Source organism: Luteolibacter yonseiensis, assembly GCF_016595465.1.
GTDB classification, from domain to species: Bacteria; Verrucomicrobiota; Verrucomicrobiia; order Verrucomicrobiales; family Akkermansiaceae; genus Luteolibacter; species Luteolibacter yonseiensis.
Map to the genome: position 1 here is coordinate 466,576 of NZ_JAENIK010000013.1, position 26,502 is coordinate 493,077.

Annotated in this window: 24 protein-coding genes; 15 read left to right on the forward strand and 9 right to left on the reverse strand. The window is 60.8% G+C overall.

Features of this window, described 5'->3' with window-relative positions:
* Positions 1-4: 4 nt before the first annotated feature.
* Positions 5-448: a response regulator gene (locus JIN84_RS22365; RefSeq protein WP_200353327.1), complete on the reverse strand. Its 444-nt coding sequence runs from the start codon at positions 446-448 to the stop codon at positions 5-7.
* Positions 445-2,745: an ATP-binding protein gene (locus tag JIN84_RS22370; RefSeq protein WP_200353328.1), complete on the reverse strand. Its 2,301-nt coding sequence runs from the start codon at positions 2,743-2,745 to the stop codon at positions 445-447. Before JIN84_RS22370 ends, JIN84_RS22365 begins: the two co-directional genes overlap by 4 nt.
* A 100-nt stretch (positions 2,746-2,845) precedes the next feature.
* On the opposite strand from JIN84_RS22370, the gene JIN84_RS22375 reads away from it, so the two are divergent.
* Complete coding sequence (locus JIN84_RS22375) at positions 2,846-3,418, forward strand: biliverdin-producing heme oxygenase (RefSeq protein ID WP_200353329.1); 573 nt, start codon at positions 2,846-2,848, stop codon at positions 3,416-3,418.
* Between the two features lie 50 nt (positions 3,419-3,468).
* Here JIN84_RS22375 and JIN84_RS22380 read toward each other — a convergent pair whose 3' ends face one another.
* Entirely contained in the window at positions 3,469-3,801 is a 333-nt protein-coding gene (locus tag JIN84_RS22380; RefSeq protein WP_200353330.1) for a hypothetical protein, read from the reverse strand.
* 31 nt (positions 3,802-3,832) lie between these two features.
* Positions 3,833-5,020: an RsmB/NOP family class I SAM-dependent RNA methyltransferase gene (locus JIN84_RS22385; RefSeq protein ID WP_200353331.1), complete on the reverse strand. Its 1,188-nt coding sequence runs from the start codon at positions 5,018-5,020 to the stop codon at positions 3,833-3,835.
* 148 nt (positions 5,021-5,168) lie between these two features.
* Here JIN84_RS22385 and JIN84_RS22390 point away from each other — a divergent pair, with 148 nt between their 5' ends.
* Complete coding sequence (locus JIN84_RS22390; RefSeq protein WP_200353332.1) at positions 5,169-5,870, forward strand: DUF4190 domain-containing protein; 702 nt, start codon at positions 5,169-5,171, stop codon at positions 5,868-5,870.
* Between the two features lie 230 nt (positions 5,871-6,100).
* The gene (locus JIN84_RS22395; RefSeq protein WP_200353333.1) at positions 6,101-7,255 is read left to right on the forward strand and encodes a class I SAM-dependent rRNA methyltransferase; all 1,155 of its coding nucleotides are present in this window, start codon (positions 6,101-6,103) and stop codon (positions 7,253-7,255) included.
* Between the two features lie 100 nt (positions 7,256-7,355).
* Here JIN84_RS22395 and JIN84_RS22400 read toward each other — a convergent pair whose 3' ends face one another.
* Positions 7,356-8,183, reverse strand: a complete 828-nt coding sequence (locus JIN84_RS22400; protein WP_200353334.1) for a PPK2 family polyphosphate kinase — start codon at positions 8,181-8,183, stop codon at positions 7,356-7,358.
* 210 nt (positions 8,184-8,393) lie between these two features.
* On the opposite strand from JIN84_RS22400, the gene JIN84_RS22405 reads away from it, so the two are divergent.
* From JIN84_RS22405 to JIN84_RS22425, 5 genes are all read left to right on the forward strand, one after another.
* Complete coding sequence (locus JIN84_RS22405) at positions 8,394-9,866, forward strand: Ppx/GppA phosphatase family protein (RefSeq protein ID WP_200353335.1); 1,473 nt, start codon at positions 8,394-8,396, stop codon at positions 9,864-9,866.
* A gap of 31 nt (positions 9,867-9,897) precedes the next feature.
* Positions 9,898-11,994, forward strand: a complete 2,097-nt coding sequence (ppk1, locus tag JIN84_RS22410) for a polyphosphate kinase 1 (protein ID WP_200353336.1) — start codon at positions 9,898-9,900, stop codon at positions 11,992-11,994.
* Positions 11,995-12,144: 150 nt separating this feature from the next.
* The gene (locus JIN84_RS22415) at positions 12,145-12,792 is read left to right on the forward strand and encodes an HAD hydrolase-like protein (RefSeq protein ID WP_200353337.1); all 648 of its coding nucleotides are present in this window, start codon (positions 12,145-12,147) and stop codon (positions 12,790-12,792) included.
* 150 nt (positions 12,793-12,942) lie between these two features.
* Positions 12,943-14,682, forward strand: coding sequence for a potassium channel family protein (locus tag JIN84_RS22420; protein ID WP_200353338.1), 1,740 nt, complete (start codon positions 12,943-12,945; stop codon positions 14,680-14,682).
* Between the two features lie 144 nt (positions 14,683-14,826).
* Positions 14,827-15,744 (forward strand): DUF808 domain-containing protein, encoded by a 918-nt coding sequence (locus JIN84_RS22425; RefSeq protein WP_200353339.1) that lies wholly within the window; start codon positions 14,827-14,829, stop codon positions 15,742-15,744.
* A gap of 11 nt (positions 15,745-15,755) precedes the next feature.
* On the opposite strand, the gene JIN84_RS22430 is transcribed toward JIN84_RS22425, so the two are convergent.
* The gene (locus JIN84_RS22430) at positions 15,756-16,616 is read right to left on the reverse strand and encodes a tRNA1(Val) (adenine(37)-N6)-methyltransferase (RefSeq protein ID WP_200353340.1); all 861 of its coding nucleotides are present in this window, start codon (positions 16,614-16,616) and stop codon (positions 15,756-15,758) included.
* A 125-nt stretch (positions 16,617-16,741) separates the two neighbouring features.
* Between JIN84_RS22430 and JIN84_RS22435 the strand changes: the two genes are divergently transcribed.
* The 3 genes from JIN84_RS22435 to der all read left to right on the forward strand — a co-directional run bounded on the left by JIN84_RS22435 (position 16,742) and on the right by der (position 19,524).
* On the forward strand, positions 16,742-17,086 hold the full coding sequence (locus JIN84_RS22435; RefSeq protein WP_200353341.1) for an ArsR/SmtB family transcription factor: 345 nt from the start codon (positions 16,742-16,744) through the stop codon (positions 17,084-17,086).
* Entirely contained in the window at positions 17,083-18,015 is a 933-nt protein-coding gene (locus JIN84_RS22440) for an SRPBCC family protein (protein ID WP_200353342.1), read from the forward strand. Before JIN84_RS22435 ends, JIN84_RS22440 begins: the two co-directional genes overlap by 4 nt.
* Before the next feature lie 111 nt (positions 18,016-18,126).
* Entirely contained in the window at positions 18,127-19,524 is a 1,398-nt protein-coding gene (gene der / locus JIN84_RS22445; protein ID WP_200353343.1) for a ribosome biogenesis GTPase Der, read from the forward strand.
* Between the two features lie 94 nt (positions 19,525-19,618).
* Here der and JIN84_RS22450 read toward each other — a convergent pair whose 3' ends face one another.
* Together JIN84_RS22450 and JIN84_RS22455 are read right to left on the reverse strand one after the other, a co-directional pair.
* Positions 19,619-21,109 (reverse strand): FAD-dependent oxidoreductase, encoded by a 1,491-nt coding sequence (locus JIN84_RS22450; RefSeq protein ID WP_200353344.1) that lies wholly within the window; start codon positions 21,107-21,109, stop codon positions 19,619-19,621.
* A gap of 86 nt (positions 21,110-21,195) precedes the next feature.
* On the reverse strand, positions 21,196-22,644 hold the full coding sequence (locus JIN84_RS22455; RefSeq protein WP_200353345.1) for a cation:proton antiporter: 1,449 nt from the start codon (positions 22,642-22,644) through the stop codon (positions 21,196-21,198).
* Between the two features lie 206 nt (positions 22,645-22,850).
* Here JIN84_RS22455 and JIN84_RS22460 point away from each other — a divergent pair, with 206 nt between their 5' ends.
* The 3 genes from JIN84_RS22460 (at position 22,851) to JIN84_RS22470 (ending at position 24,192) form a co-directional block, all read left to right on the forward strand.
* The gene (locus tag JIN84_RS22460; protein ID WP_200353346.1) at positions 22,851-23,303 is read left to right on the forward strand and encodes a hypothetical protein; all 453 of its coding nucleotides are present in this window, start codon (positions 22,851-22,853) and stop codon (positions 23,301-23,303) included.
* A 169-nt stretch (positions 23,304-23,472) separates the two neighbouring features.
* Positions 23,473-23,991 carry a DUF6515 family protein gene (locus tag JIN84_RS22465; protein WP_200353347.1) on the forward strand — a complete coding sequence of 173 codons (519 nt, stop codon included), beginning with the start codon at positions 23,473-23,475 and terminating at the stop codon, positions 23,989-23,991.
* Between the two features lie 45 nt (positions 23,992-24,036).
* Positions 24,037-24,192, forward strand: coding sequence for a DUF3309 family protein (locus JIN84_RS22470; protein WP_345714468.1), 156 nt, complete (start codon positions 24,037-24,039; stop codon positions 24,190-24,192).
* On the opposite strand, the gene JIN84_RS22475 is transcribed toward JIN84_RS22470, so the two are convergent.
* Positions 24,189-25,049, reverse strand: a complete 861-nt coding sequence (locus tag JIN84_RS22475; RefSeq protein ID WP_200353349.1) for an endonuclease/exonuclease/phosphatase family protein — start codon at positions 25,047-25,049, stop codon at positions 24,189-24,191. The genes JIN84_RS22470 and JIN84_RS22475 overlap by 4 nt on opposite strands.
* A 166-nt stretch (positions 25,050-25,215) precedes the next feature.
* Between JIN84_RS22475 and JIN84_RS22480 the strand changes: the two genes are divergently transcribed.
* The gene (locus JIN84_RS22480) at positions 25,216-26,499 is read left to right on the forward strand and encodes a Gfo/Idh/MocA family protein (RefSeq protein ID WP_200353350.1); all 1,284 of its coding nucleotides are present in this window, start codon (positions 25,216-25,218) and stop codon (positions 26,497-26,499) included.
* Positions 26,500-26,502 lie beyond the last annotated feature (3 nt).

Genomic DNA, 26,502 nt, shown 5'->3' on the forward strand with positions numbered 1-26,502 from the left:
CGATTCAGGGGGCGGCAGGTAGGACGACCCCTTCCAGCCAGTAGTCGAAAATCTGGCGCAGGGTTTGAAGGTGGGCGGGATAATGGACCGGCTTCGTATGATAGGCATTGGCTCCCTCCCCATAGCAGAAGTCGAGATCCTGGGGATTTCCGGAGGAACTCAGAATGACGATCGGCAGGGTCTTGAACCGTTTGTCCTTCCGGAGGATCTGGAGGGCCTGCCTTCCGTCCCCTTGCGGGGTGTTCAGGTCCAGGATGACCAGCAGGGGCCTCTCGGGGCATCCTTGCGGCGGCTCCGTAAGCGAACGGACGCATTCATCGCCCGTCGCGGCACGGCGGATCTCGTAAGGCAGATTCGCCTCACGTGCCGCCCTCATGACGGTGTCGAAGTCTTCGTCCGAATCCTCCAGAACGAGAAGATAGCTGTGGGAAGTGCTGGTGGCATTCATGGGAAGGGGACATCCGAGAGGGTGAACGAGAACTTGGTACCACTTCCTGGAGTTGATTCAACCCATACATTTCCACGGTGTTGGGAAACCAACCGGTGGACGATCGCCAGACCGGCGCCGGAGCCTCCTCCGAAGGCGTCGGTGCCGTGCAGGCGCTTGAATATCTTGAACACGACCGCATGGTGCCGGGGTTCGATGCCGATCCCGTTGTCAGCCACATGGAAGGCGGTGATCCCGTCCTCCATTTCGCTGAAACCGATTTCGATCTCGCGCCGTGGTTTGTCGTTATACTTCATCGCGTTCGAAAGCAGGTTCACGAAAATCTCGCGAATCCTCATTCTATCGCACGGAATGGTCGGCAGCGCACGGGGAACTTTTACCTCGGTGGGAATCTCCTGGCGGCGAGCGCTGACCATTTCCAGCGCCTCGTCCAGCACCTCGTTCAGATCGACGCCGTAAACGGCGATCGTGGACCGGCCGACGCGGGAAAAATGCAGCAGCGCGTCCAGCAGCGAATCCATCCGGACGGCCAGCCGCTGCACGCTTTCCAGCTTCGCCCTGCGTTCGGTCTCCTCCATCTGGCCGCTTTCCATCAGTTGATGGGCGTATTTCGAGATGCCCCGGAGCGGTTCCTTGAGGTCGTGGCTGGCCACATAGGCGAATGCGTCCAGCTCCTCATTCGTCCTCATGAGGCTCTCGTTGAGTTCGCTGATCTGCTCGGCACGGGAGACGACGAGTTCCATGATGAGCATGCGGAAACGCAGCGCGGAGTCGATCTCCACCCGCTTCCAGTTCGCCGACCGGTTCTTGACGGACTCCGTGAAGATCTCGAACGACCTGCGCGGGGTGAGCCTCGGACCATGGGGACCGGTGACGACGGGCTTGTCATGGGGATTCCCCCCCCAGTTCACCGTCTGGATGGTTTCCGGACGGAACCAGAGCACATAGGCGTTCTTCTGGCGTGAAAGCGGGATGGCCAGCAGGCCGCTGCCGACGTCCGCGAATGATTCCGCAGGCGGGTAATCGCGGACCAGCGAATCCGTCGCATAAACCGGCCTGGCCGAGGATGAGAACTCGGGACGTTCGCCCAGCCAGTCTTTCAGGCCATCCAGTTCGGTCTCGGCGGGGGTACTACCAAGCCGCCACCAGCGGCCGCCATGGAACACCGCGACACCGGCGGCATCCATCGGGTCCAGGAGATTCGGTGTTGAATCCGTCAACGGGACGAGGCTCGATTCCTGGGAGGCGTTCGTGATGACGCGGTTCTGGATTTCCTCGATCCGCAACCGGTATTCGAACGATTCCCGCTGCTCCACCGACCGCAATTGCAGCGAGGTCACCTGAGCGAGGAACTCGCAGGCGGCACGCATCTGGTGGGGAAAAACCTTCGGTGTCTCATGCTGGCAGGCGATGAGTCCCCATAACTCCCCGTCGACCATCAGGGACATCGTCAACGACGCGGCGACCCCCATGTTCGCGAGGTATTCCGTGTACATGACGGACGCTCCACGCAACGCGCAGTGGGTCATGTCGAGCGGCTTGCCGGTGTCCGGATTCGTCAGCGGCACCATTTCGACCACCGGCGACGCGGCATCGGGAAGCGGGCGCACCCATATTTTCTTAAAAATGTCGCGGGCGGGTTTGGGAATATCCTCCGCCGGGTAATGCAGTCCCAGCCAGGGAGAAAGGTCCTTCCTCTTGCTTTCCGCCACCACCTCGCCATGGAAATCCGGATGGAAGTGATAGACCATCGCACGGTCGATACCGGTCAGCCTCCGCACCTCTTCCGCGACGATGCCGCAGAATTCACCCACCGTTTGAGCGTTTTGAAGACGCGACACCGATGTCTTCACCATGCCATAGTAATCGGGAAATGCCTCCGCGGCATCCGCAGCCGGTTCGAATTCCACTATCAGCAAGTCCCCCTGCCGGTGCACCAGCAGATCATAGGAGCCGGAATCCATCACCGGGAGGGTGATGAAATAGAGCGGGTTCCGTTCGATCGACTCCCTGCGGGTGAAGCCGAGCAAGGCATTCTCTCCTTCCACCCCGATGAGCGAGGCCACGGGCTTGTCCAAAACGGATTCCGGACGCAACGCGAAGTGATCCACGACATTCTCGCTCACTTGGACGATGGTCAGATCCTCGTAACGCACCACCGCCATCACACCGCGTGACTGGATGCACCCCGGTGTCTGGACAGGTTCGCTGTCGCAATTGGAGATAGTGACGCCGTGTCTCTTGATACTGTAAGGGCCGGACTGCCACGGTGGAATTGCGTTGCTCTCGATATTCATTAACAGCTGAAAGGAAGCACAACCCCCAAGCCGCAACAACTGTTCTTTATCGCACCTCATATCGGCTTGATGCGGACCGGAATCCGGCGTAACTCCCGCCATGGGACTCACCCGGGACACGCTCAAAGATCACACGTCGGAGGCACACCGCCGTCTCGACGAAACGGAACCGGTCAAGGGCCTCGCCGGAGGAACCCTCTCGGAAACCTCCTATGCGAAGCTGCTCGGCATCTACCATGATTTTTTCTCCCATTTCGAAAACAAGATGCGGGAGGACCATCGTGACATTGTCGACGAACTGGGTGACTTCCGTTTTTCGAAAACCGGCTGGCTGCGGGAGGATCTCTCAACCCTCGGCAGGGACGCCGGAGTGGATGCCGGCAGCACTTTTCAAATTCCGGATTCCCTGGCAGGCGTCGCGGGGTGTTTGTATGTCGTCGAGGGGTCCACGCTCGGAGGCCTCCACCTGTCGAAATCGGGCAAAGGGTTTCCCGGCGGCGCGGGCCGCTTTTACGAGGCTTACGGTGACGACACGATCACGGCGTGGAAAAGCTTCATTGAATGGCTGGAAACAAGGGTGACCCAGCCGGAAGAACGGATCTCCGCTTGTGAGGCGGCGGTAAGGACATTCGATTGGTTTGAGGAGCGGTTCCGGCATCACCCACAAGGGTGACGCCCTTGTGCGAGCCAGGCGGCCAACCGGGCATTCCATTCCCCCTCTGGTTACCGTTCTCTGGTCTTTGCCCAGCAGGCGCGCCTCAGGCCACAGTAGAAGAGCGAGTAGCGGGCGCCGGAAGTCGCGGTCTTCCACTCCTGCTCCGTGATCTCGCGAACCACCTTGGGTTTGCGGACATCGACATATTTACCGGCTCCATCCACGTAACGGATGTCGGGAGGCTGGAGGGAACCGGTGGGAACACCTATGGTATCCACCGTATAAGCAAGTCCACCCGCCGAACCGTCGCGCACCTTCCAAAATCTCGGTCTGGCATTGGAGCAGCAGGCGGAAAACATCAACGGGAGGATGACCAGGGTTGCGGCTGAAATGGGTTTCATCATTTTGGAAGCGGGTCGTTCAATGAATGGTTCAAGCCGGGTTCTTTTGCAACGACGCCGCGTAGAATCCGTCAAACCCGGTGGCGGAAGGCGACACCGGCTTTTCCTCCAGCAAGGTGAAACCACCCTTTGCCAGAAGCCTGTCGATCACCGCCCGGTTCTCCGAGGGCAGGATCGAGCACGTCGCATACACCAGACGTCCGCCCGGCTTCAGCATCGCGGGGTATTTGTCCAGCAGCTCCGCCTGGATGCCGCGCAGGCGGTCGAGCTGGGCGGGCTTGAGACGCCACTTGAGATCCGGCTGGCGCTTGAGCGTGCCGAGGCCCGAGCATGGCGCGTCGATCAGCAGACGGTCCGCGACCTCCGCGAAATCGGTGGTGGTGGTGGCGACGATTTCCTTGGACTTCACACACTTGTTGGCGTTCGCACGCTTGGCGCGGCGGTCGAGTTCAGCGAGTTTTTTTGAATCGATGTCCATGCCGAACACCCGGCCATCCGCCTTCATGAGGGCGGCAAGATGAAGCGATTTCCCACCCGCACCGGAACAGGCGTCGATGACGCGCTCGCCCGGCTGGGGATCCACCAGCGGCGCGATGGTTTGGGAACCCGCGTCCTGGATCTCCACCCTGCCGTCCAACCGCAGGGATTTCGGCAGGGCTTTCCCCGGAGCGAGTACCAACGCGTCCGGCAACCCGGGAACCTCGGTGGCGGTGATGTTGAAACCGGCCAGCCACTCGATGGCGGCGGGTCGCGTGGTGCGGAGCGTGTTTACCCGGAGGAACACCGACGCGCGCTGGTTCAGCGCGGCAAGCTCCGCATCCCAGGCGTCGCCCAATTCCGCGACGCCCAGTTCATCGATCCAGTCCGGGATCGACTCACGCACGGCGCGCGGTTGGTCCGCCAGCTCCGCCTCGCGTGCCTTGATCTCTTCCGCGGATCTGCCGTTGTAAGTCCACCACTCGGGAATCTCATACCCCATCCGGACCCACTGCGCGGCGCAGAGGGCGGTGGTTTCCTCGCTATCCACAAGAAAGCCGAGGGCACGCCGCCAACGGGCGACCTCGAACACCGTCTCGGCGATGAAAGCACGATCCCGCTTGCCCCACTTCGGATTCTCCTCAAAGGCGGTGGCGAGCTCGTGATCGAGGACCTTGTGCTCGCGGAAGACGGACTTTGCGATGGTCGAGGCGGCCTCGGCGAGGATGCGGTGCATTTTCATGAAGGCGGACCGTTCCCTAAATGCGGCGGCGTGGCAAACCTGCTTTGTGAAAAAAGACTGAGCTTGCTGGCGGTCTCCCCTGAAATGAGCGGAATGATCTGGCCGGATCGGCTTTTTCCCTCCAGACCATGGAGAAAATCATCACGCCATGGAAAATCAGCCACCCCGATCACCGGATGATGCGGCAGGCACGAGCGGGCTGGCAACGACGGCCTTGGCCCTCGGGATCTTCAGTCTCATCCTTGGTCCCGTCACAGGGATTCCCGCCATCGTCATCAGCCACATGGCCATCGCACGAATCAGGGAATCCGGTGACTCCATCAAGGGCCGTGGACGCGCGGAGAACGGCCTGATCATGGGTTACGTTTTCTCAATCGCAATTCCGGTGGTCCTCGTCGCCTCCATGAAATTCAATGCGAATCTGATGAGAGGCTACCAAATCTCAATCACCCAAGCCCATGCCACGTCGCTGGAATCCACCGTGGATGCTTTTGTGGAGGAATATGGCAGAATGCCGGCCAATGGCGCCACCGACACAACCTTCGTATCCGACAAGGACACCACAGTGCTGGAAACCCTGATGGCATACGAAAACATTCTGAATCCGAAGGAAATCAGGTTTCTCTCATTCATGGAGCCGGAAAAAAGCGGCATCACCTTCAGTGCGGATCGCCTTAGTGTGAAGAGTCTCCGCGATGTATGGGGTGGCCCCTTCAGAATCCGCTTGGATCTCGATGAAGACGGAAAAATCGAGGTGAACGGAGAAGTTGTGGACAACCGGAGAGTTGCGGTTTGGAGCGACGGGCCCGATCAAAAACCGGGGACCAGCGACGACATCAAATCCTGGTGAAAAGATCCCGCCTCCGTCCTCCTCACAAACCGGAGAAAAGGTGAATGACGGCAAGATCCACGAAAAATGAAAAGGCAGCATCCGGTCCTCATCTTTCCGAGAAATCTCTCCAATTCCTGCCTTCCTTGTCTTTCACGTATTCCGTGGTCCCCCTTCCCTTTTCCACAGGACCAGTCCCCCCGGATTTAAAATCAATCGACATTTCCCCCCGTCTGCTTCGTATTTCCGCCGTGCCGACTGTCCAACTCAAGTATCAAACGTTCCATCCCTCGATCTGGCCGAAAATGATCGGCGAGGTCTCCCGTGACGCGACTCCGGGATCATTCGTACTCGTCTTGGGCAAGGAAGGCACGCCCTTCGGCTGGGGACTTTGGAACCCGAAATCCCGCATGCCGCTACGCGTCGTCAGCCACTCGCTCGACGAAATCGACGACGAAACATTCTTCGAAAACGCCATCCGGCGCGCCGCCAAGCTGCGCCGCGACATGCTCAGGCTGGACGGCGAGACGGACAGCTACCGCGCCATCCACGGCGACGCGGACTTCATGCCCGGCATCGTGGCGGACAAGTTCGGCGATGTTCTTTCCGTGGAAATCACCAACCTCGCCGCATGGCAGCGCCTGCCGAAATGGCTGCCTCTGCTGCATGAATGCTTCGATACCAAACGCGTCGTCGTGGGTGTCGACCAGGATCTCGCCCGCGTGGAAGGCATCCCGCACCGTGGCGGCGTGGAATCCGACAACGTGCGCTCGGTAAAAATCCGCGAGCACGGCATCCGCTACGAGGTCGATTTCTCCGCGGGTCACAAGACCGGCTTCTTCTGCGACCAGCGCGACAACCGCCGGAAATTCGGCGCGCTCGCGGCAGGCCGCACGGTGCTGGACCTCTGCTGCTACACCGGCGGCTTCGGTATCTCCGCAGCCCTCGCGGGTGCGGAGGAAGTCACCGGCGTGGACCTGGACGAGACCGCCATCGCCATGGCCAAGCGCAATGCGAACCTCAACAACGTGAAGGTGAGACACACCCACGCCGATGCATTCACCTGGGCCCGGACCATGATCGAAAACGGCCGCACCTGGGACCTCGTCATCGCCGATCCGCCGAAGTTCATCCACGGCCGCGAAGACGAGATCGGCACCGCCAAATACGCGGACCTCAACAAGCTCGCCCTCCAGCTCGTCGCACCGGAAGGACTTTACGTGACCTGCTCCTGCTCCGGCATGCTTGGAGCCGGTGAATTCGAGCGCATCGTCATCGGCGCGGCCCACCGCCGCGACAAGCGCATGCAGATGTTCGACCGCACCGGAGCCGGCCCCGACCATCCCACCCTCTCGAACTACCCGGAATCCCGCTACCTCAAGGTCCTCTGGTCGCGGGTCATCTGATCTGGTGAAATAAACGACATCTTGGAATTCACACCGCGTCTATTCGAAGTGAAGCGACCTTGCTGTCGCTTCTCTCACTCCCGGCCGCAGGGCGGCACTCTCAATCCTGGATCCTTACCGTCGCGGGGTCCCAGTTGATCGGAGGGAACTCCATGTTCAGCTTCTTCAACGTATCCAGCATGATGCGGGCCACGCAGAGGTTCCGGTACCACTTGCGGTCCGCCGGAACCACATACCATGGCGCGTATTCCGTGGAGGTCTCGGTGATGATGTCCTCGTAGGCGCCCATGAAATCGTCCCAGCGCGCGCGGTCCACCAGATCGTCCGGGTGGATCTTCCAGTGCTTCGCCGGATTGTCCAGGCGGGCCTGCAGGCGCTTCTTCTGCTCGTCCTTGGAGATATGCAGGAAAATTTTCACGATCGTGGTCCCCTCCTCCGCCAGCATGCGCTCGAATTCCACCACATGGCGCTGGCGGCGTTTCCACACCTGTTCCGGGTAGATCTTCTTCACCCTCACCGCGATGATGTCCTCGTAGTGGCTGCGGTTGAAAATCACAAGCTGCCCGGTGGACGGCACCTTGGCATGCACCCGCCACAGGAAATCATGCGCCAGCTCCTCCTCGCTCGGCTTCTTGAAAGAACACACGTGGATGCCCTGCGGGTCGATTCTTGAAAAGACGTCCTTGATGCAGCCATCCTTGCCCCCCGTATCCATCGCCTGCATCACCACCAGGATGCGGTGCTTGTTCTGCGCGTAGAGCTTTTTCTGGAGCCCCTGGAGCTGCACCTGGAGCTCGTCCAACTGCATCTCGCTCTCCGACTTGTTCGCCCCGAGGTAAAGGGATTTTTCGCTGCTATCGACCTTCTGGAGGTCCAGTCTCGTGCCGGGCCTCACTCCATATCGTTCCAACGCTCCAATTACAGGCATGGAGGTTGTTATCACCCTCAAAAAGCCACATGACAAGTCCCGACTGGTCCCGTGACGGGTCCGTCACGGTTTTACCACATTTTGGAGATTGAACCCGGGCCGATTGCGCGTTGTCTTAGGGCGATGCCGAACTCCGTCCCACCTGAGAGAAACGCACTGATCGCGGACAATCTTTTCACAGCCCTACACATCGGGGCGAGTTCGGTCTCCATGATGGTCGCGGGAAAGGAGGCGGACGGCACGCTCACTCCGGTGGATTTCCTCGAACAGCCCGTTCCTCTCGCGGGCGACATTTTCCGCAGCGGGAATGTCAGCGCCTCCACCACCGAACGCATCGTCTCGATCATCAAGGGTTATCAGGAATCCCTCGCCGAGATGGGTCTCGACCCCCACGCCGTCACACGGGCAGTGGCGACGAACATCCTCAGCGAGGCGGCGAACCACGAGACCGTCATGAACCGCATCCGCATCGCCTGCGGATTGAAGGTCGGCACCATCGACGACGGCGAGATGACCCGACTCATCTACCTGAAAACCCGCCGCCGCCTGTCCAGCCTGCCCGCCATGCAGAAGGACACCACGCTCGTCCTCCACGTCGGCCCCGGGAACACGCGCGCCCTGTTGTTCCAGAACGGCCGCATCACCCGCTACACCAGCTACCGCATGGGCACCCACCGCACGCGCGAGGCGGTGGAGGGCACCCACGCGGAGGGAAGCGCGATGCTCCGGGTCATCCGCGAGCACGCCTACGGAAATCTCGCCCAGATCCGCTTCGATTTCTCGGACGTGGAGGTGGACGGCCTCATCCTCATCGGCTACGAAATCCAGTCCGTCTCCGTCCCTCTCACGAAGGCCCTCCAATCCTGCCCCACGAAAGCCATGCGCCAGTTCACCGCGGAGGCGGCGAACCTGAGCGACGTGGAGCTGATGAAACGTTTCCAGCTCGACTACCAGACCGCGGACGCCCTCATTCCGGCGCTGGAAATCAACCTCGCCGTCGCGGAAACCTTGAAACTCGACGAGGTCCACATCCCCACGAGCGAATACGAGCAAGGCCTGCTCCACGACCTCCTCGTCACCCAGGAACTCACCGGGGCCTTCGCGGACGAGGTGCTGCGTTCCTCCCGGATCCTCGCGGAACGCTACCAGTCCGATCCCAGCCACGGCGAACACGTCGGCAATCTCTGTGCGCGTTTTTTCGAATCCCTGCGGGACCTTCACCAACTCACCGAGCACGACGCCCTGCTGCTTCAGGTCTCCGCGATCCTGCACGAGGTCGGCACCTATATCAGCCCGCGCGCCCACCACAAACACTCGGAGTATATCATCCTCAACTCGGAAATCTTCGGACTCGACCGGTTGGACGTCACCATTGTCGCGCTCGTCGCCCGCTACCACCGGCACTCGGGCCCCCGGCTGGACCACCCGAGCTACGCCGCGCTCAGCACCGACGACCGCATCCGCGTCTGCAAGCTGGCCGCGCTCCTCCGTGTGGCGGACGCCCTCGAGCGCACGCACGCCCAGCGCATCGCCCAGTTGGAAATCCGCATCGCCTCCGGAAAACTCCGCATCCGGCTGCCGGGCCTTGTCGATGCCGACGTGGAACGCCTCGCCATGGCGTCCAAGGCGGATATTTTCGAACAGGTCTTCGGCCTGGCGGTCGTCATCGACGAGGACAACTGACCCTTATCATTTCCAAATTTCGAATTTGCCCATGTCCACCCCCTATCTCAACCGCGAACTCTCCTGGCTGGAATTCAACCAACGCGTCCTCAACGAAGCCCTCCGCGAAGATCTGCCATTGCTGGAACGCGTGAAATTCCTCGCGATCACCGCGTCAAACATGGACGAGTTCTTCCAGGTCCGCATCGGGGGACTCATGCTCATGCGCCGCAGCGGACGCAAGACACCGGACGCCTCCGGCCTCACCCCCACGCGGAACCTCGCGGTGCTCAGGCAGCGCATCCTCAAGATGTGCGCGGACCAATACACGCTGCTCACCGGCACCCTTGTGCCCGCCATGGAAAAAGCAGGCATCCTACCCCTGCACCCCCGCCAGCTCACCGTGCGCCAGGCAGGCCAGGTGGAGGCGGCCTTCGAAGATCTCATCTTTCCGCTGCTCACCCCGCTCGCGGTTGACCCGGATTCTTCGCCTCCCGTCGTTCCCGCGCTTCAGATCACCGTCGCCTGCCGTCTTCTGGACCCGGAAACCCAGAATACCCGCTACGCGCTTATTCCCATACCCGAAGCGTTGGGACGCCGCATCCATGTCTCGGTGGAGGGCGAGGGCCATGCCTTCGTTCTCATCGAAGACCTCGTCGCGTCACAGGCCTTACAACTTTTTCCCGGGGAGAACGTCATCTCCACCACCGCGTTCCGCGTCACGCGGAATGGCGACATCGCCGTGCAGGAGGAGGACGCCATCGACCTCGCGGGCGAGATGGAGGACGTGCTCACCGCCCGCCGCTTCGCGGACACCGTCCGGCTCGAACTCCGCTCGGACGCCCCTCGCGACCTCGTCCGTGTCATCAAGGCCGTCACCGGCAGCGGCCCCCAGGAAATCTACCGTGTGGACGGCCCTCCCGGCCTAGCCTCGTTCATGGAGCTGGCCTTCCTCCCCGGCTTCGACCACCTCAGGGATGTCGATTGGCCGGCGCAGAACTCCCCCGCCATCGCTCCCGGCGCATCCATGTTCGAGACCATCGCCTCGAACGATGTCCTGCTTTTCCACCCTTACGAATCCTTCGAACCGGTGCTCCGTCTCATCGAAGAAGCGGCGGAGGACCCCGACGTCATCGCGATCAAGCAGGTCCTCTACCGCACCGCCAGGAAGTCCCGCATCATCGACGCCCTTATCAAGGCGGCGGAGAACGGCAAGCACGTGACCGCCCTGGTCGAACTGAAAGCCCGCTTCGACGAAGCCCGCAACCTCGACCGCGCCGACGAACTCCAGCGCGCCGGAGCACAGATCGTCTACGGCGTGAAAGGACTGAAAACCCACGCGAAAATCTGCCTCATCGTCCGCCGCGAGGCCGGACGCCTGCGGCGCTACGCCCACCTCGGCACCGGAAACTACAACGAGACCACGTCCCGTCTCTACACCGACCTTTCCTACCTCACCTGCAAACCGGAGTATGGAAACGACGCCTCCCTCTTCTTCAACGCCGTCACCGGCCGCTCCAAGCTCCTCCGCTTCCAGCGTCTCGTCCCGGCCCCGACCGCGATGAAACCCACCCTGCTCGACCTCATTGCCAGCGAAGCGGAGCGCGCCAAGCAGGGACTCCCGGCCCGCATCATCGGCAAGGTGAACTCCCTGCAGGATCCGGACATCATCAACGCCCTCTACAAGGCTTCCCAGGCCGGGGTTGAGATCAAGCTCAACATCCGCGGCATCTGCTGTCTCAAGCCCGGCGATCCCAAGTATTCCAAAAACATCGAAGTCATCTCGGTCATCGACCGCTTCCTCGAGCACGCCCGCCTGTTCTACTTCCACCAGGGCGGCAATCCGGAAGTATACATCGCCTCCGCCGACTGGATGACCCGCAACCTCGAAAAACGCGTCGAACTCATGATCCCCATCGAGGAGCCCGCCCTGAAAAGGCGCCTCGTCCGGATCCTCGAGGCCTTCTTCCAGGACAACACCCAGGCCTCCCGCCTCATGCCGGACGGCACCTCCCAGCGAATTGTCCGCGGCAAGGGCCAGAAAGCCTTCCGTGTCCAGGAACACTTCCACCAACAGGCCCGCAAGGCGGCGAAAGCACGCGAGCACGAACGTGCCATGACCTTCGAACCCCACGTGCCTGCGGAGTAGATGGCAGAGAAGACCGGGCTGATGGACAAATAGGACCTATGCGACCTATAAGACCTATGAAGCCATCGCACTCTTCCCTTCCCTGAAAACTGAAAGCCGGCAAACTCTCTCAATCTCTCCCACTGATCACCCGGCATTTTCACTTCTTCCATGCACATCCTCTTCGACCTGGACGGCACCCTCACCGACTCACGCCCCGGCATCATCAATTCCATCCGCCACTCGCTTGCGGAAAACCAGCTCACTGTCCCGGAGGCGGACGCGCTGCTGTGGTGCATCGGCCCGCCGATCCTGGAGAGTTTCAGGAAGCTCGTCGGTCCGGACCAGCCCCACCTGTTCGATCCGACCGTCACGAAATACCGCGAACGCTACAGCGAGACGGGTATTTTTGAAAACGAGGTCTACCCTGAGATCGTTGACACCCTGGCCGAACTCCGGCAACTCGGCCACACCCTGCATGTCGCCACGTCCAAGGCCGAGATCTATGCCAAACGCATCATCACCCACTTCGAGCTCGACCGCTTTTTCACCAGCGTGAACGGCAGCGAACTCGACGGCACCCGTGCGGACAAGGCGGAACTCATCGCCCACATCCTTCTTCAGCAGGGCATATCACCCGCCGAGGCGGTGATGATCGGAGACCGCGAGCACGACATGATCGGCGCGACCAAAAACAACCTGCCCGCCATCGGCGCGCTCTGGGGCTACGGCACCGGCAAGGAATTGATGGAATCCGGTGCCACCCTCTGCGCCCGCGTGCCGCACCTGCTGCCGGAGATGATCAGCTCGTTGGAATGAGCCATCGGGTCCCGTGAACCTCCTTGGGGAGGGATCTCGCTGCACTTCTCTTGCACAGGACCGCGCCATCCCCCGCGCGCGAAGGGCTTCCATTTCCCGTTCGAAAACCCGTTCGCCCTCCGCCACATTCGCTGTATTCTTCCCGACAGAATGAAATCACTGGTCGCCGTCATCGCCGCGTTCATGGGAAACCGGAGCAGCCGCTCGAATTTCAAGACGCTGCTGCGGCTCATCTCGCTCCTGGTGTTCCTGGTCATCCTCTACAGCGTCTTGTTCCATCTCGTGATGGAGCGCGAGGGCCAGCATTTCAGCTGGATCACCGGCGTCTATTGGACTCTTACGGTGATGACCACCCTCGGCTTCGGCGACATCACGTTTCATGGCGACCTCGGGCGGTTTTTCTCAATTTGCGTGCTGATGACGGGGGTGATGTTCCTGCTCGTCATCCTCCCCTTCACTTTCATCGAGTTCTTCTATGCCCCGTGGATGAAGGCACAGGCATCCGCGCGCACACCCCGTGAACTGCCTGCGGACAGGCGGAACCATGTCATTTTCACCAACTACGACCCCATCACCGCGGCTCTCATCCCCTTGCTGGAAAAATACGGACACCCCCATGTCGTGCTGTGCCAGAACATCACCGAAGGACTGGAACTCTACGAACAGGGCCTCTCCGTCGCGGTCGGGGATCTGGACGACCCCGAAACCTACCGGAAAATGCGCCTTCCGCAGGCGGCCATGCTGGTGGCGACGCGGTCGGACGTGCTCAACACGAACATCACCTTCACCGCCCGTGAAATGGCGGAGCACGTGCCCATCGTCGCCTCCGCATCATCGGACAACTCGCGCGATGTCCTGGAACTCGCAGGCGCCACCCATGTCCTGCGCATGGAGCGGACGATGGGACAGGCGCTCGCCCGCCGGGTCATCGGGAAGGACTGCGAGGCACACGTCATCGGCGAGATGGACGGCCTCCAGATCGCCGAGGCGAATGCCGCGGGTACCGAACTGGAAGGGCTCACGCTCGCGAACTGCGGCATCCGTTCCCGCACCGGCGTCAACGTCATCGGCGTCTGGGATCATGGTCGTCTGACCACCGCGGAACCGGAGATGGTCATCCGCCGCCAGACGGTGCTTGTCCTCGCGGGCACCGCCGGACAGATCGCCGCCTACGATGCCACCTTCGGTCTCAAGGTTTGCGGGCAGTCCCACGTCGTCATCGTTGGCGGAGGCCGCGTCGGGCGGATCACCAGCGAGATACTCAAGGAAGCGGGCCTCTCCACGACGATCATTGAAAAGCTCCCCGCGCGTGTCACGGACCACCCGGAAGCCGTTGTCGGGGATGCGACGAAAATGGACGTGCTCAAGGCCGCGCGCACGCGGGAAGCGGACACCATCATCATCACCAGCCACGATGATGACCTGAACATCTCCCTCACCATCTTCTTCCGCAGGCTGCGCGAGAATTTCCAGATCATCTCCCGCTGCACGCTGGACCGGAACGTCCAGACACTCCACCGCGCCGGGGCGAACCTGGTGCTCTCCTCCGCATCCATGGGCGCGAACACGATCTTCAACATGATCCGCGAGGACGACAACCTCCTGCTCGCTGAGGGTGTCTTCATCTTCCCATCCCCCGTGCCCCGCAGGATGGCCGGCCGCCGCCTCGCCGATTGCGCCGTACGGACGGAGACCGGCTGCACGATCATCGCCGTGGAAAACAATGGCGCGCGCACCGTGAACCCCGAGCCGGATCTCATCCTTCCCGCCAAGGGAAAACTGCTGCTCATCGGCACCTTGGAAGCCGAGGAAAAATTTCTGAAAGCCTTCCAATCCGAACTCGCGCCTGTCGGACTGCGCCGGTATTGGAAGCGTTCGGCAAAAGCATGATCCATTAGCCAACGGCCGGCGGAAACGACTCCCGCAGTGTGTCCAAAACAGGGGAGGCGGAAGAGGAGTTGGAATTTCAGGTGACGATTCCAATGACTCACTAACGGCTTGCCTCGTCGCCCGCCCTTCGGCGAATGATACCCCATGGCAGCTGGCAGTCTTCTCACCCTCCTTGATGACATCGCGACGATCCTCGACGACGTCTCCATCCTCACCAAAAAGGCCGCGGCCAAGACCGCCGGAGTCCTGGGCGACGACCTCGCGCTGAACGCCCAGCAGGTCAGCGGGGTCGTTTCCTCCCGCGAGCTGCCCGTCGTCTGGGCCGTCGCGAAAGGCTCGTTCATCAACAAGCTCATCCTCGTCCCGCTGGCGCTTCTCATCAGTGCCTTCGTGCCGTGGGCCATCACGCCGTTGCTGGTGATCGGCGGACTCTACCTGTGCTTCGAAGGGGTGGAGAAACTCCACCACGCCTTTTCCCACCGCCATGAAAAATCAGAGGCGGAGGCCGGCCGGGACATCGCGGAACTCGCGGCCACCACTCCGGAAGCCAAGGTGGAATCCGAGGCGGAGAAGATCAAAGGCGCGGTCCGGACCGACTTCGTCCTCTCCGCCGAGATCATCGCCATCACGCTCGGCACCGTGGAGAACCAGGATCTCATGCGGCAGTTCAGCGTGCTCTCCGCCATCGCCCTCCTCATGACGGTCGGCGTCTATGGACTGGTCGCGGGAATCGTGAAGCTGGATGACGCGGGCCTCTACCTCACCAAATGCCGTGCCGCCGCCCAGCAAAGCATCGGACGCGCCATCCTGTGGGCGGCCCCCTATCTCATGAAGACGTTGTCCATCCTCGGGACCGCCGCCATGTTCCTTGTCGGGGGAGAAATCGTCACACACGGTATCCCGCCTCTCCACCACGCCATTGAAGACGTGGCACACACCGCCGGGGCCCTATCGATCGTTGCCGGTCCCATACTCAATGGCATCTGTGGATTGATCGCCGGAACCATCGTGCTGCTCGCATTCACCGGGATTCAAAAAATGCGAGGGAAAACCGCACATTGATGGCCCACGGATCAATGCCCGCCATGCGCTTCTCCGTCCTCAAAACCAAAAACCCGCCTGACTGAAGCCATTTCCGCAGTGAGCCTTCCCGATTGCTCCCTTACCGTCAGCGGTTCCTCCACCACCATCTCCTCTTCACAAAATTCCGGAAAACGGCAGGCGAACAACGTGAACAGCGGCTCCAGGGTCTCGCGGGGAATCACATCCCTCAGCTTCACGATCTTCAATCCCGATGCGAGAATCCCATCGACCGCACGCTGCTTCTGACGGGAAGGAAAGCACAGGACGAACCAGCCATCCGGCGTGAGGTGCCGCACCGCGGCACGTGCGTAGTCCGAGACATCCCCACGCAGCTCGAAACGCGCATGAGCCTTCTGCGAATCCTGCGGGATCACGCCCGAGCCTTCCGGAAAATACGGCGGACTGCCGGTGATGAGCGGAAATTTCTTATCCAGTGCCAGATCCCTCAGATCTCCCAGCGAGTCCTCCACCCGACCTTTCAACCCATTGCATTCCAGATTCGCTTGTAACAAACGGTAGCTGATCTCCTGCGCCTCCACGCAGGTGAGGCGCGCTTCCGCACCCATGCCCCACAGCGTCAGCAGCCCGACCGTGCCGATACCCGTTCCCAGATCCAGATGTTCGGCCACCTCGGGTGACACCTGCAGCGCGTACCACGCGGTCAGGACATCGTCGATGGAATGACGGTGCCCTCCCTTGCGCTGGGCGATGAGCCAGCCTGCGGGGCTGCCGGAGTCGTCACGCCACGGCTCCCGCTCCGCCAACCCGATCGGTCCCGTCAGGGCGTCCAGTGTGATCCGTTCGTTCAGTTCCAGTTCCAGCCTGCGCCGTTCTTCTTGCCAATGCTCCATGATTCCACGTGGGGCGGGGATTTTCCACCCGGCGGAACTCAAGCGGCTGGCGGCGACGGATGCACTCAGAAAAATTCGCCGAAACTTTGGGTTGCGCGATCCGATTTTTGCTATTAGTTAACCATATGGTTAACTTTCCACCGGAGCACCTCGATCTCACGTTCGCCGCCTTGGCGGATCCGACGCGGCGGCGCATCCTGGAGGATCTCGCGGGCGGTGAGCGTCGCGTCACGGACCTCGCCAAGCCCTACGCCATGTCCCTACCCGCGGTTTCCAAGCATTTGAAAGTCTTGGAAAACGCGGGACTCATTTCCCGCCAGCGCGAAGGACGCGTCCACTCGCTCAAGCTGGAAGCCGCTCCGATGAAGCAGGCCCAACAATGGATCGAAGACTACCGCCGCTTCTGGGAGGACCGGTTCGACCGCCTCGATGATTATCTCAAACAACTCCAAAACCACGAAAAACCATGAATTCCACAGATCCCACCGAAACCGTCAACGCCGTCAACACCACCGACCCGACCAGCCTGCTGGAGCTCCTGATCACACGGGTGTTCGACGCGCCCCGTTCCCTCGTTTACGAAGTCTGGACCAGGCCTGAACACATCGTGAACTGGATGGCACCGCACGGATTCACCATTCCCGAAACCTCGGGGGAGCTGGAAGTGGGTGGAAGATGGAATTGCCTCATGATCGCGCCGGATGGCACCCGTCACCCCCTCCACGGAATTTATCAGGAAGTCATCCCGGAGGAACTGCTCGTGACCACCCACTGCTGGGAGGACGAGGACGGAAACCCCGAACACGAAACCTACCTCGCCGTCAGGTTCGCCGATGAAGAAGGAAAAACCCGCGTCACGCTGGAACAGCGGAACTTCAAATCCGAGGAATCCCGGGATGGCCACATCGATGGCTGGACACAGAGCCTCGAACGGCTCACCACCTTGCTTGAAACACACCCTCCCGTAGTGGTGGAGCGGTTGCTCGACGCGCCCGTTTCAAAGGTCTGGCAGGCGCTGACAGATCGCGAGCACTTCAAACACTGGTACTTCGACCTCGCGGAATTCCGGGCGGAAGTGGGATTTGAATTTGATTTCGACGCGGGCGAGGAAGGAAAGACATTCCTCCACCACTGCCGAATCACCAGCGTCATTCCTGAAAGGGAACTGGCCTACACCTGGCGCTACGCCGGCCACGAGGGGGATTCGCTCGTCACCTTTTCCCTGACTCCTGAAGCCGGAAAAACCCGTCTGAGGGTGACCCACACCGGCTTGGAAACCTTCCCGCCGATCCTGGACTTCGCCCGTGGCAATTTCCTAATGGGCTGGACCGACATCATCGGCAGGGGTCTGAAGAACTACGTGGAAGGTTCCGGAGCATCCGCGGCCGCGCACGACTGAGAGGATCATTCCGTCCCCCGATCACCCGGCGGCGTGGTTCCAATCCGCGCCCTTCCGCCCGCCATTTCTCCGACCTTGCCATTCCCGCGTTCACCCCCTACACCCCTCGGCATGCCTACTGTTGCCATCGTCGGACGCCCCAATGTCGGTAAGTCCGCCCTCTTCAACCGCCTTGCCGGGAGGAAGATCGCCATCGTCCACGACCAACCGGGCGTCACGCGTGACCGCATCGCCGCGCCGTCCAAGGCCACCCAGGTCCCCTGCACCCTCATCGACACCGGTGGCATCGGCGGCGGCATCGAGGACGGCTTCGACGAACAGGTCACCATCGAGGCGGACATCGCGATGCAGACGGCGGATCTCATCCTCTTCGTGGTGGACGCCCACGCCGGCCTGACCGCCACCGATCAGGCGCTCGCGCAAAAGCTCCGCAAGGCCAAGCCTCCCGTCCTCTTGGTCATCAACAAGGTGGACGACGACAAGCACGAGCGCTCCTACTCCGATTTCACCCGCCTCGGCCTGGGGAACAGTGTTTTCGTCTCCGCCGAACACGGCCGGAACTTCGGCGTGCTTTGCGACGAAATCGACGCGGTCATCTCCCCGCTGGTTTCGGAAAACGAAGCGGAAGCCGTCGTCGCGGAGGAAATCGGCATCAAGCTCGCCATCGTCGGCAAGCCGAACGCCGGCAAGTCCTCGCTGGTCAACGCCATCCTCAAGGACGAGCGCACCATCGTCTCCGACATCGCCGGAACCACTCGCGACGCGGTTGATCTCCCCTACACCTTCGAGGGAGAGAAATTCACGCTCATCGACACCGCCGGCCTCCGTCCCCGCGCCAAGCGGGACAACTCGGTGGAGGTTTTCTCCGCCATGCGCACCGAGAAAGCCGTGCGCCGGGCCGATCTCTGCGTGCTGGTGATCGACCTCGCCGCAGGCATCACCGCCATGGACCGCAAGGTGGCCCAGCTCATCATGGAGGAGAAAAAGCCATGCCTCATCGTGCTGAACAAGTTCGACCTCTTCCACCCCGGTGCCAACCGCAGCGCGCGCCTTGAGGAAGCGACCACCCACGTCCGCAACGAACTTTTCTTCCTCCACTACGCGCCCTTCGTCGCCTGCTCCGCGAAAACGGGCGGCTCGGTGGATCACGTGCTCCGCGAAGCCCTGAAAATCAAGAAGGGTGCCCAGAACATCCCCGGCACCGGCCAGCTCAACCGCATCCTCCAAGGAGCGTTCGAAGCCACCCCGCCTCCCATCGACAACAAGCTCCGCAAGCGCCTCAAGCTTTACTACGCCACCGCCGCGGTGGAGGAAAAATACAGCGTCATTCCGGTGCCGACCATCGTGCTCTTCGTCAACGACAAGCGCCTCATGGCCCAGAGCTACGAGTCCTACATCGTCAACAAATACCGCGCCGCCCACCCCGCGCCTGGAATTCCCGTCATCCTGTCCGTCCGCTCGCGGTCACGGAAGGAATGGGAACCGAGGCAAAAGCCCCAAGGGCATTGAGCAACCGGAGATAAGGGTGAAAGGAGGGTTTTCAGTTCCCTCCCCATTCCTTACGAGAAGAGGCGGTCGTGCGACCGCCTCTTCCCAAATTTTCTCATGCGTCGGAATTCCACTTCCAGCCCGGGTGGTGGACGTAGGCCAGTGCCTCTTCCGAACGGATTCCGCGGCTTGCCTCCTGAATGAAGCCCGCCTTGCGGTTGTTCCAGATTTCGAGCTCCTTCTCGGTGGGCTTGTAGCGGTTCTTGTAGGGAACCTTGTTGCCGACCAGCATCACCAGGAACCCTTCCAGGCCGAAATCCGTCTGCGTGTTCGGCAAACGGTAGCGGCAGAAACCGGTGGGTCCGTTTTCCTGATAGAACCTGATCAGTTCCGCCACGCCCGAGACATCGGTGTCCTCCTGCGCCTGCCGCCAGAACGGTGTGTCCAGCAGGGTGTTGAACTTGTAGTGGATGGCGAGGAAATCCTTCACGTCGCACCACCCCCTGTAGGTGAGATCATTGAACAGATCTCGGATGGTATCCGTCGGCTCGAGATTGGTGTGGATCAGGAAATCCACCAGCGTCTGGGTGTGGGAGCAGAGCATCATCAGTCCCGTGGACTCCAGCGGCTCGACAAAGCCACCGGAATTCCCCAGTGTGACGACATTGCCCACCCACTGGCGGCGGAAGCAGCCGGAGCGGAATTTCACGATCTTCGGGTCGGACTTGATCTTGGGGTTCTTCCGGTAGAATTCCTCGGCGGCGTCATCGTCCGAGATGGCCTGCGAGCAATAGACGTAGCCGCGGTTGATGATTTTCTCCAGATCGATCTGCCACGCCCAGCCGGCGTTCATGGTCTCGGCGGTGGTATAGGGCTGGATGAGTTCGTCGGTCCTTTCCCAACCGCCCACGACCGCACGGTCGCAGAAGAGGGATTTGTTGAAGCTGACGAAGGGTTCTTCCAACGCCTTGCCCATCAGCTCGCTGCGGAAACCGCTGGCGTCGATGAAAAAGTCCGCCTCAAGCCGCTGGCCGTCCTGGAGCTGGATCGCGGCGATGCCGTTCGGCCCGCGTTCGACTCCCTCCACCTCGCCATCGGTGAACTCGATGCCGTGCTCGCGGGCGACGACCTCGAGCACCTGGACGAAGTTCTTGTTCTCGATGTGGAACGCATGCCATTCGTGGATGTCCGGAGCGCCGTTCGCCTGACGGGGGAACGCCATTTCCTGGCGCATGAGGGCACCCGGAAGACCGGCGTTGTCGAAGCTGTCGTCGCAATAATATCCAGTGGGTTTGGCGAGGTCCGACCAATGGGAATCGAGCTGGAGATTGAATGTGTAATCGAAACGACCACGCGGTCCCCAGAGGAACTTGATGCCGAGTTTCCACGTGGGCCGGGCGATTTCGTAGAACCTTTTCCTCGAAATCCCGAGGTATTCGAAAATGTGTCTCGGAAAATTCGGAGTGGTTGCCTCACCGACACCGATGACGCCGATGGATTTGCTGCGCACGACGCGCACGTTGAGCTGGGGGATCTTGCGTTTGAGGGAAATGGCGGAGACGAGACCGGCACTTCCCGCACCGAGGACGAGTAGGTTTTTGATCATTGGGTTTGGGTAACCGGATTATCGGGATGGCCCTCGTTAGATCAATCGGAAATATTACAAAATACATACGTATTCACGTTATTCCGTCACGGTGCGGCGGGGATTCCGCGATGCGGCACCTCCACCTTTTTCCCGAAAAGGGTGAGGAGTGGTCCGGTCATCATCGTGGTGACGAGAGCCATGATGACGAGCATCGTGAAGATCTGCGGGGAGAGGATGCCCAGGTCGTAGCCGATGTTCAGGGCGATGAGTTCCATCAGTCCGCGGGTGTTCATGAGAGCGCCGAGCTGCAAAGAATCCCGCCAGCTCATGCCCGTCATGCGCGCCACGACGGCGCTGCCACCCAGCTTTCCGACGGTGGCCACCGCGATGATGCCGAGACAGATCAACCATCCACGCAAGTCGTCCAGCAGCCCGAGTTGCGTCCTGAGGCCCGTGAAGGCGAAGAAGAGCGGGAGGAACAGCACGGTGCTGAAATTCTCAACACGGACGCTGAGCTTGTGACGGATGTTCCCCGCGTGCGGCATGATGACTCCCGCGAGGAACGCGCCGAACAGCGCATGAATCCCGATGATCTCGGTGGTCAGGGCGGCCCCCAGCACGACACACATCGTCAGCGCCAGCAACCCGCGCGAGGGTGACTCGGCTTCCAGATTCTTCTGTCCGATCCAGCGCGGCAGGCCCGGCCTGACGATGTAGAGCATCACCGTCACGAACGCCACCACCAGCGAGAGGTTGAAGGCGGACGCCGCGATGCTGGTGGAGCGGGCGATGGCGACCACGAAGGCGAGGATGCTCCACGCCGTGACATCATCCACAGCAGCACAAGTGATGGCGGTGCTGCCGAGGGTGGTCTTTGTGAGTCCCCGGTCCTGCAGGATACGCGCCAGCACCGGAAACGCGGTGATGCTCATGGAAATCCCCATGAAAAGGGCGAAAGCCGTGAATCCCGCGCCCGATCTGGCGAGTGTTTCATAAAGGAAATACGCCAGCACCACACCGAGAAAATACGGGATCACAATCCCCGCATGGCTGACCAGCACCGCCGTGTGAGCCCTTTCCTTCACCTTTCCCACCTCCAGCTCCATCCCCACGGTGAACATGAAAAGGCAGACTCCGATCTGGCTCAGGAGTTTCAAGGTGCCAAGCGAGGTGGCGGGAAACACGAACGCGAAAAAATCCGGAGCCAGCAGGCCAAGGAGCGACGGCCCCAGCAATATCCCCGCGACCATTTCCCCGACCACCGCCGGCTGGCCCAGCCGGGTGAACAGGCCGCCCATCAATCGCGCGGCGGCGATGATGACGAGCATCTGGACAAACAAATGGCTGAGCGGCTCGTTCGCGTGCTGCCGGACACCGTCCCATAGCGAACCATTTCCGGCCGTGTTTGCCTTCATCACGACAGGCGCGCCTGCCGCGAGTTCGCTGGCGGTGGCGGTAGGACCTTGAAGAGACGCCCCTTGATGAAGGACTCCAAAAATACCCAGACCCACGAAGGCCAGGATGAGCGTGTAAATAAGGGCGCTGTTCTTCATGACGGCGGACAGAATCCCCTCGCCCCCGGCAAAACTCAAGCTCCCGGATCGTCCATTTGCAATTTGCACAAACCACCTGTTTGTGCATGCGTTTCGCAATGTTTCCACCTCATTAACATCTTCATAAAACATTGATTTATCAATAATTCAATCCCGACCAGATCCGGCATTCATCCTGCGCAAGGCGGCATCGACCAGCCACCGCCATGAACTCCACACCACCAACCCGTGAATCCCGCCATCCGAGGGGAATCATCCAGGTCGCTCTTGCGGCCGCCATTGCCATTACCCCCATCCTCATCAAGAGCCATCTTGACGACAACGCACAGGCCGCCATCGCGCGGGAATATGATTCATCCCGCAACGAGGTGCTGTCCCGCATCGATACCGCTGTCAGGAATCATGACCTCGCCACCCTGCGAGGCATCGAGTCGAGATATGGAGGCTCCGTGAATGATCCGGAATTCAAATCTGTCCTGAACGCCGGCATGGCGAAGGTCACCGCGAGGGAAACAGAGATCGAATTGCTCATTTCAAAACACCTCGATCTGGTCCGGCATAAGGAAGAGGTCAGTTTCCGCCCGAACCCGAGGCAGCCACAGATAGCGCGCGAGGATCATCAAGGCGCTGTCCAGCAACTTTCCATTCTTCCCCACTGAAGCAATGCATATTGCATGTTTTCTCGTGCATTCCCCCTCCCGCTTCTCCTCGCCAGCTCGGCAATATTCACAACAACCTTTTGATACATAGCAAAATAGATACATCCGATCCACTTGGCCCGCACCCTGCGATAGAACAACCACCTTCAGTTAATCAACCGTTAATACCATGAACTCCATAATGAAAAAATCCGCATTCGCTGGCTGCGTCGCACTCGGAGCCCTGCTCACCAGTTGTGTCGACCCTTATGCCACCGGACCCACCCACTCGACGGTCACCACCACCTATCGCACGGGCTATGAAGTCCGCAGCCTGCCATCAGGCTATCGTACGGAAACCATCGGGGGCTCACGCTATTACAGCCATAACGGGACCTACTATCAGTCACGGTCCGGCCGCTATGTCGTTGTGGAGGCACCGCGCCGGGGATATGACAACCGCTACGACGATCGCAAATACGGCAGCCGTGACCGGGACCGCCGTGATGGACATGACTATCGGGACCGTGACGGCCGCGACAGAGGCCGCTATGACGGTCCTCCCCGCGGAGGCCGTGATGTGATTGTCACGAGGCTTCCCTCGGGTTATCGGACGGTAAACTACAGAGGCGGGGTTTATTACCAATCCAAGGACGTGTATTACCAACGTCGCGGCACCGGATACGTGGTCGTCACCCGCCCCTATTGATCTTTCATTCAACAACCATTTTCATTCAACAACCAACCACCCACGATCATGACCACCATCTTGTTAGTCATTCTGATTCTCGCATTGCTTGGAGCGCTTCCCACCTGGGGCCATAGCAGAAGCTGGGGCTACGGTCCCAGCGGCGGGCTCGGGCTCATCCTGCTGATTCTTGTCATCCTCATGCTGATGGGGCGGATCTAGTGGAATTCCACTCCCGCCCGGACCGGATAGTGATCCGACGGATAAACCCCATCGCGGTTTTTCCTGATGATTTCCGAATCAATGATCCGTGTTCCGGCCGGGACAAAAATATAGTCGATTTTGGCGGTGTCGCGAACCCCCGTGAACATGCTCATGGTCCCGGATTCGACCAGCGGCACCGCCGGATTCAGCTCGCGCCAGGTATCCAGAAACCGGCGCGGGCTGTTTTTGATGTTTGAAATCGCGGGATTGGTTTCATTCGCATTGAGGTCTCCCGTGATGATGACGGGCGTCGAGGCGGGCAGCGCGGCGAAATGTTCGAGGATGAGCGCCGTCCCTTTCTCCCGCGCTTCCTGGGATTCGTGATCGAGGTGCGTGTTGTAAAAATGAAGAACCCGTCTGGTGCTGCGTTCCTCCAGCTTCGCCCAGGTACAGATGCGCGTGACGTGGTTCTTCCACGTGGTGGAATTCGGGATGGCGGGCGTGTCGGACAGCCAGAAGGTGCCGGACTCGATCACGTTGAAGCGATCCTTCCTAACCAAGATGGCCGCATATTCGCCGACGGTTTTCCCATCCTCGCGGCCCACCCCGATCTCCTGGTAGCCGGGGACCCTCATCGCAATGTCATCCAACATCGAACGGAACGCCTCCTGCAGGCCGATGACATCCGCCTTGTCCTCGCGGATCACCTGGGACGCCTGGTCCCGGCGTGCCAGCCACGTCTTCTCACCGGTGTCTCCGGAATTGATGTAACGAAGGTTGAAGCTCATCACACGGACCGCCAGCGGCGGTTCCTGGGCCTGGAGGGTAAGGGATGTCATCACGAGGGCTAGCGCGGAAAAAATGGAGTGACGCATGGATCGATGGGTGCTTTTTTGGAAACGCAATGAAGCAAGCAGGTCTTCCAAAAGCGGGAAAGCCCGCGGTACTGAAAATTTTCGGTGAAACATTCCACACCGTGATCCCGGTATGAATGGCGGCAATTATCCCGTGTAACATTCACCCACTCCTTTTCCCAAAACCATGAATCCCACCGACTCCACACGCCGTCAGTTCCTCGCCACAGCCGCAGCCACCACGGCCATCGCGGGATTTCCGAACATCGTCCGCGCGGAAGGAGCGAACGCCGCGGTCCTGAAGATCGGCCTCATCGGTGCGGGCGGGCGCGGCACCGGAGCCGCCAGCCAGGCGCTCACCGCGGATCCGAATGTGAAGCTGTGGGCCGTGGGCGACGCGTTCGAAAGCCAGATCGGCAGCAGCCTGAAGAACCTCGCCACCTTCGGCGACCGGGTGGAAGTGGCGGAGAACCGCCGTTTCTCCGGCTTGGACGCCTACCAAAAAGTCATCGAGAGCGGTGTGGACGTGGTCATTCTTGCCAGCCCTCCGGGATTCCGCCCCCAACACCTCCGTGCGGCGGTGGAAGCGGGAAAGCATGTCTTCGCGGAGAAACCGATGGCCGTGGACGTCGCGGGCGTGAAATCCGTGCTGGAGTCCGCCCGGATCGCCAAGGAAAAAGGACTCACCCTGCAACACGGCTTCTGCTGGCGATTCTCACCGAACACCCGCGCGGGCTACGGCAAGCTGCTCTCAGGAGAACTCGGTCGCGCGGTCTCCGTTTACGGCACCTATCTGGGTGGCGTGCCCAAGCCTTCCACCTCCATCGACCAACGGAAATCCGAATGGGCGGATGTGGAGTGGCACATCCGCAACTGGATGGCCCACGAATGGCTTTCAGGCGGCCCGCTGCTGGAACAGGCCATCCATACCGTGGACAAGGTGGCATGGGCTATGAACGATGTTGCCCCCATCGCGGCCCGCGGTTCCGGAGGACGCACCCAGCGCGGCGACGATGGAAACGTGTGGGACAACTACAGCGTCACCTTCGAATATCCCAACAACGTCTTCTGCCACGTGGGCCAACGCCAGATGCTGGGAACCTTCAGCGAGGTGGTCGACCGGGTTTTCTGTGAGAAAGGCACTTTGGAAGCCCCGACGCGCGTGATGACCAAGGACATCACCGGCAAGACGACATGGGCCTACCGGGGGGAAACGACCGACATGTACCAGGTCTGCCACAACGAGTGGTTCGCCGCGATCCGCAAGGGCGAGCCGCTCAACGCCGGAGTCTATATGGCGAACAGCACCATGCTGGGAATCCTCGGACGCGAGGCCGCGCACTCGGGACAACGGATCACCTGGGACGAACTGTGGAATTCCAAACAGGACTTCGCGCCGGACGACCTGAAAATGACCGACAGTTTTCCCAAGGAAGCCGTCCCCGCTCCGGGCAAATACACGCTCGCCTGACCG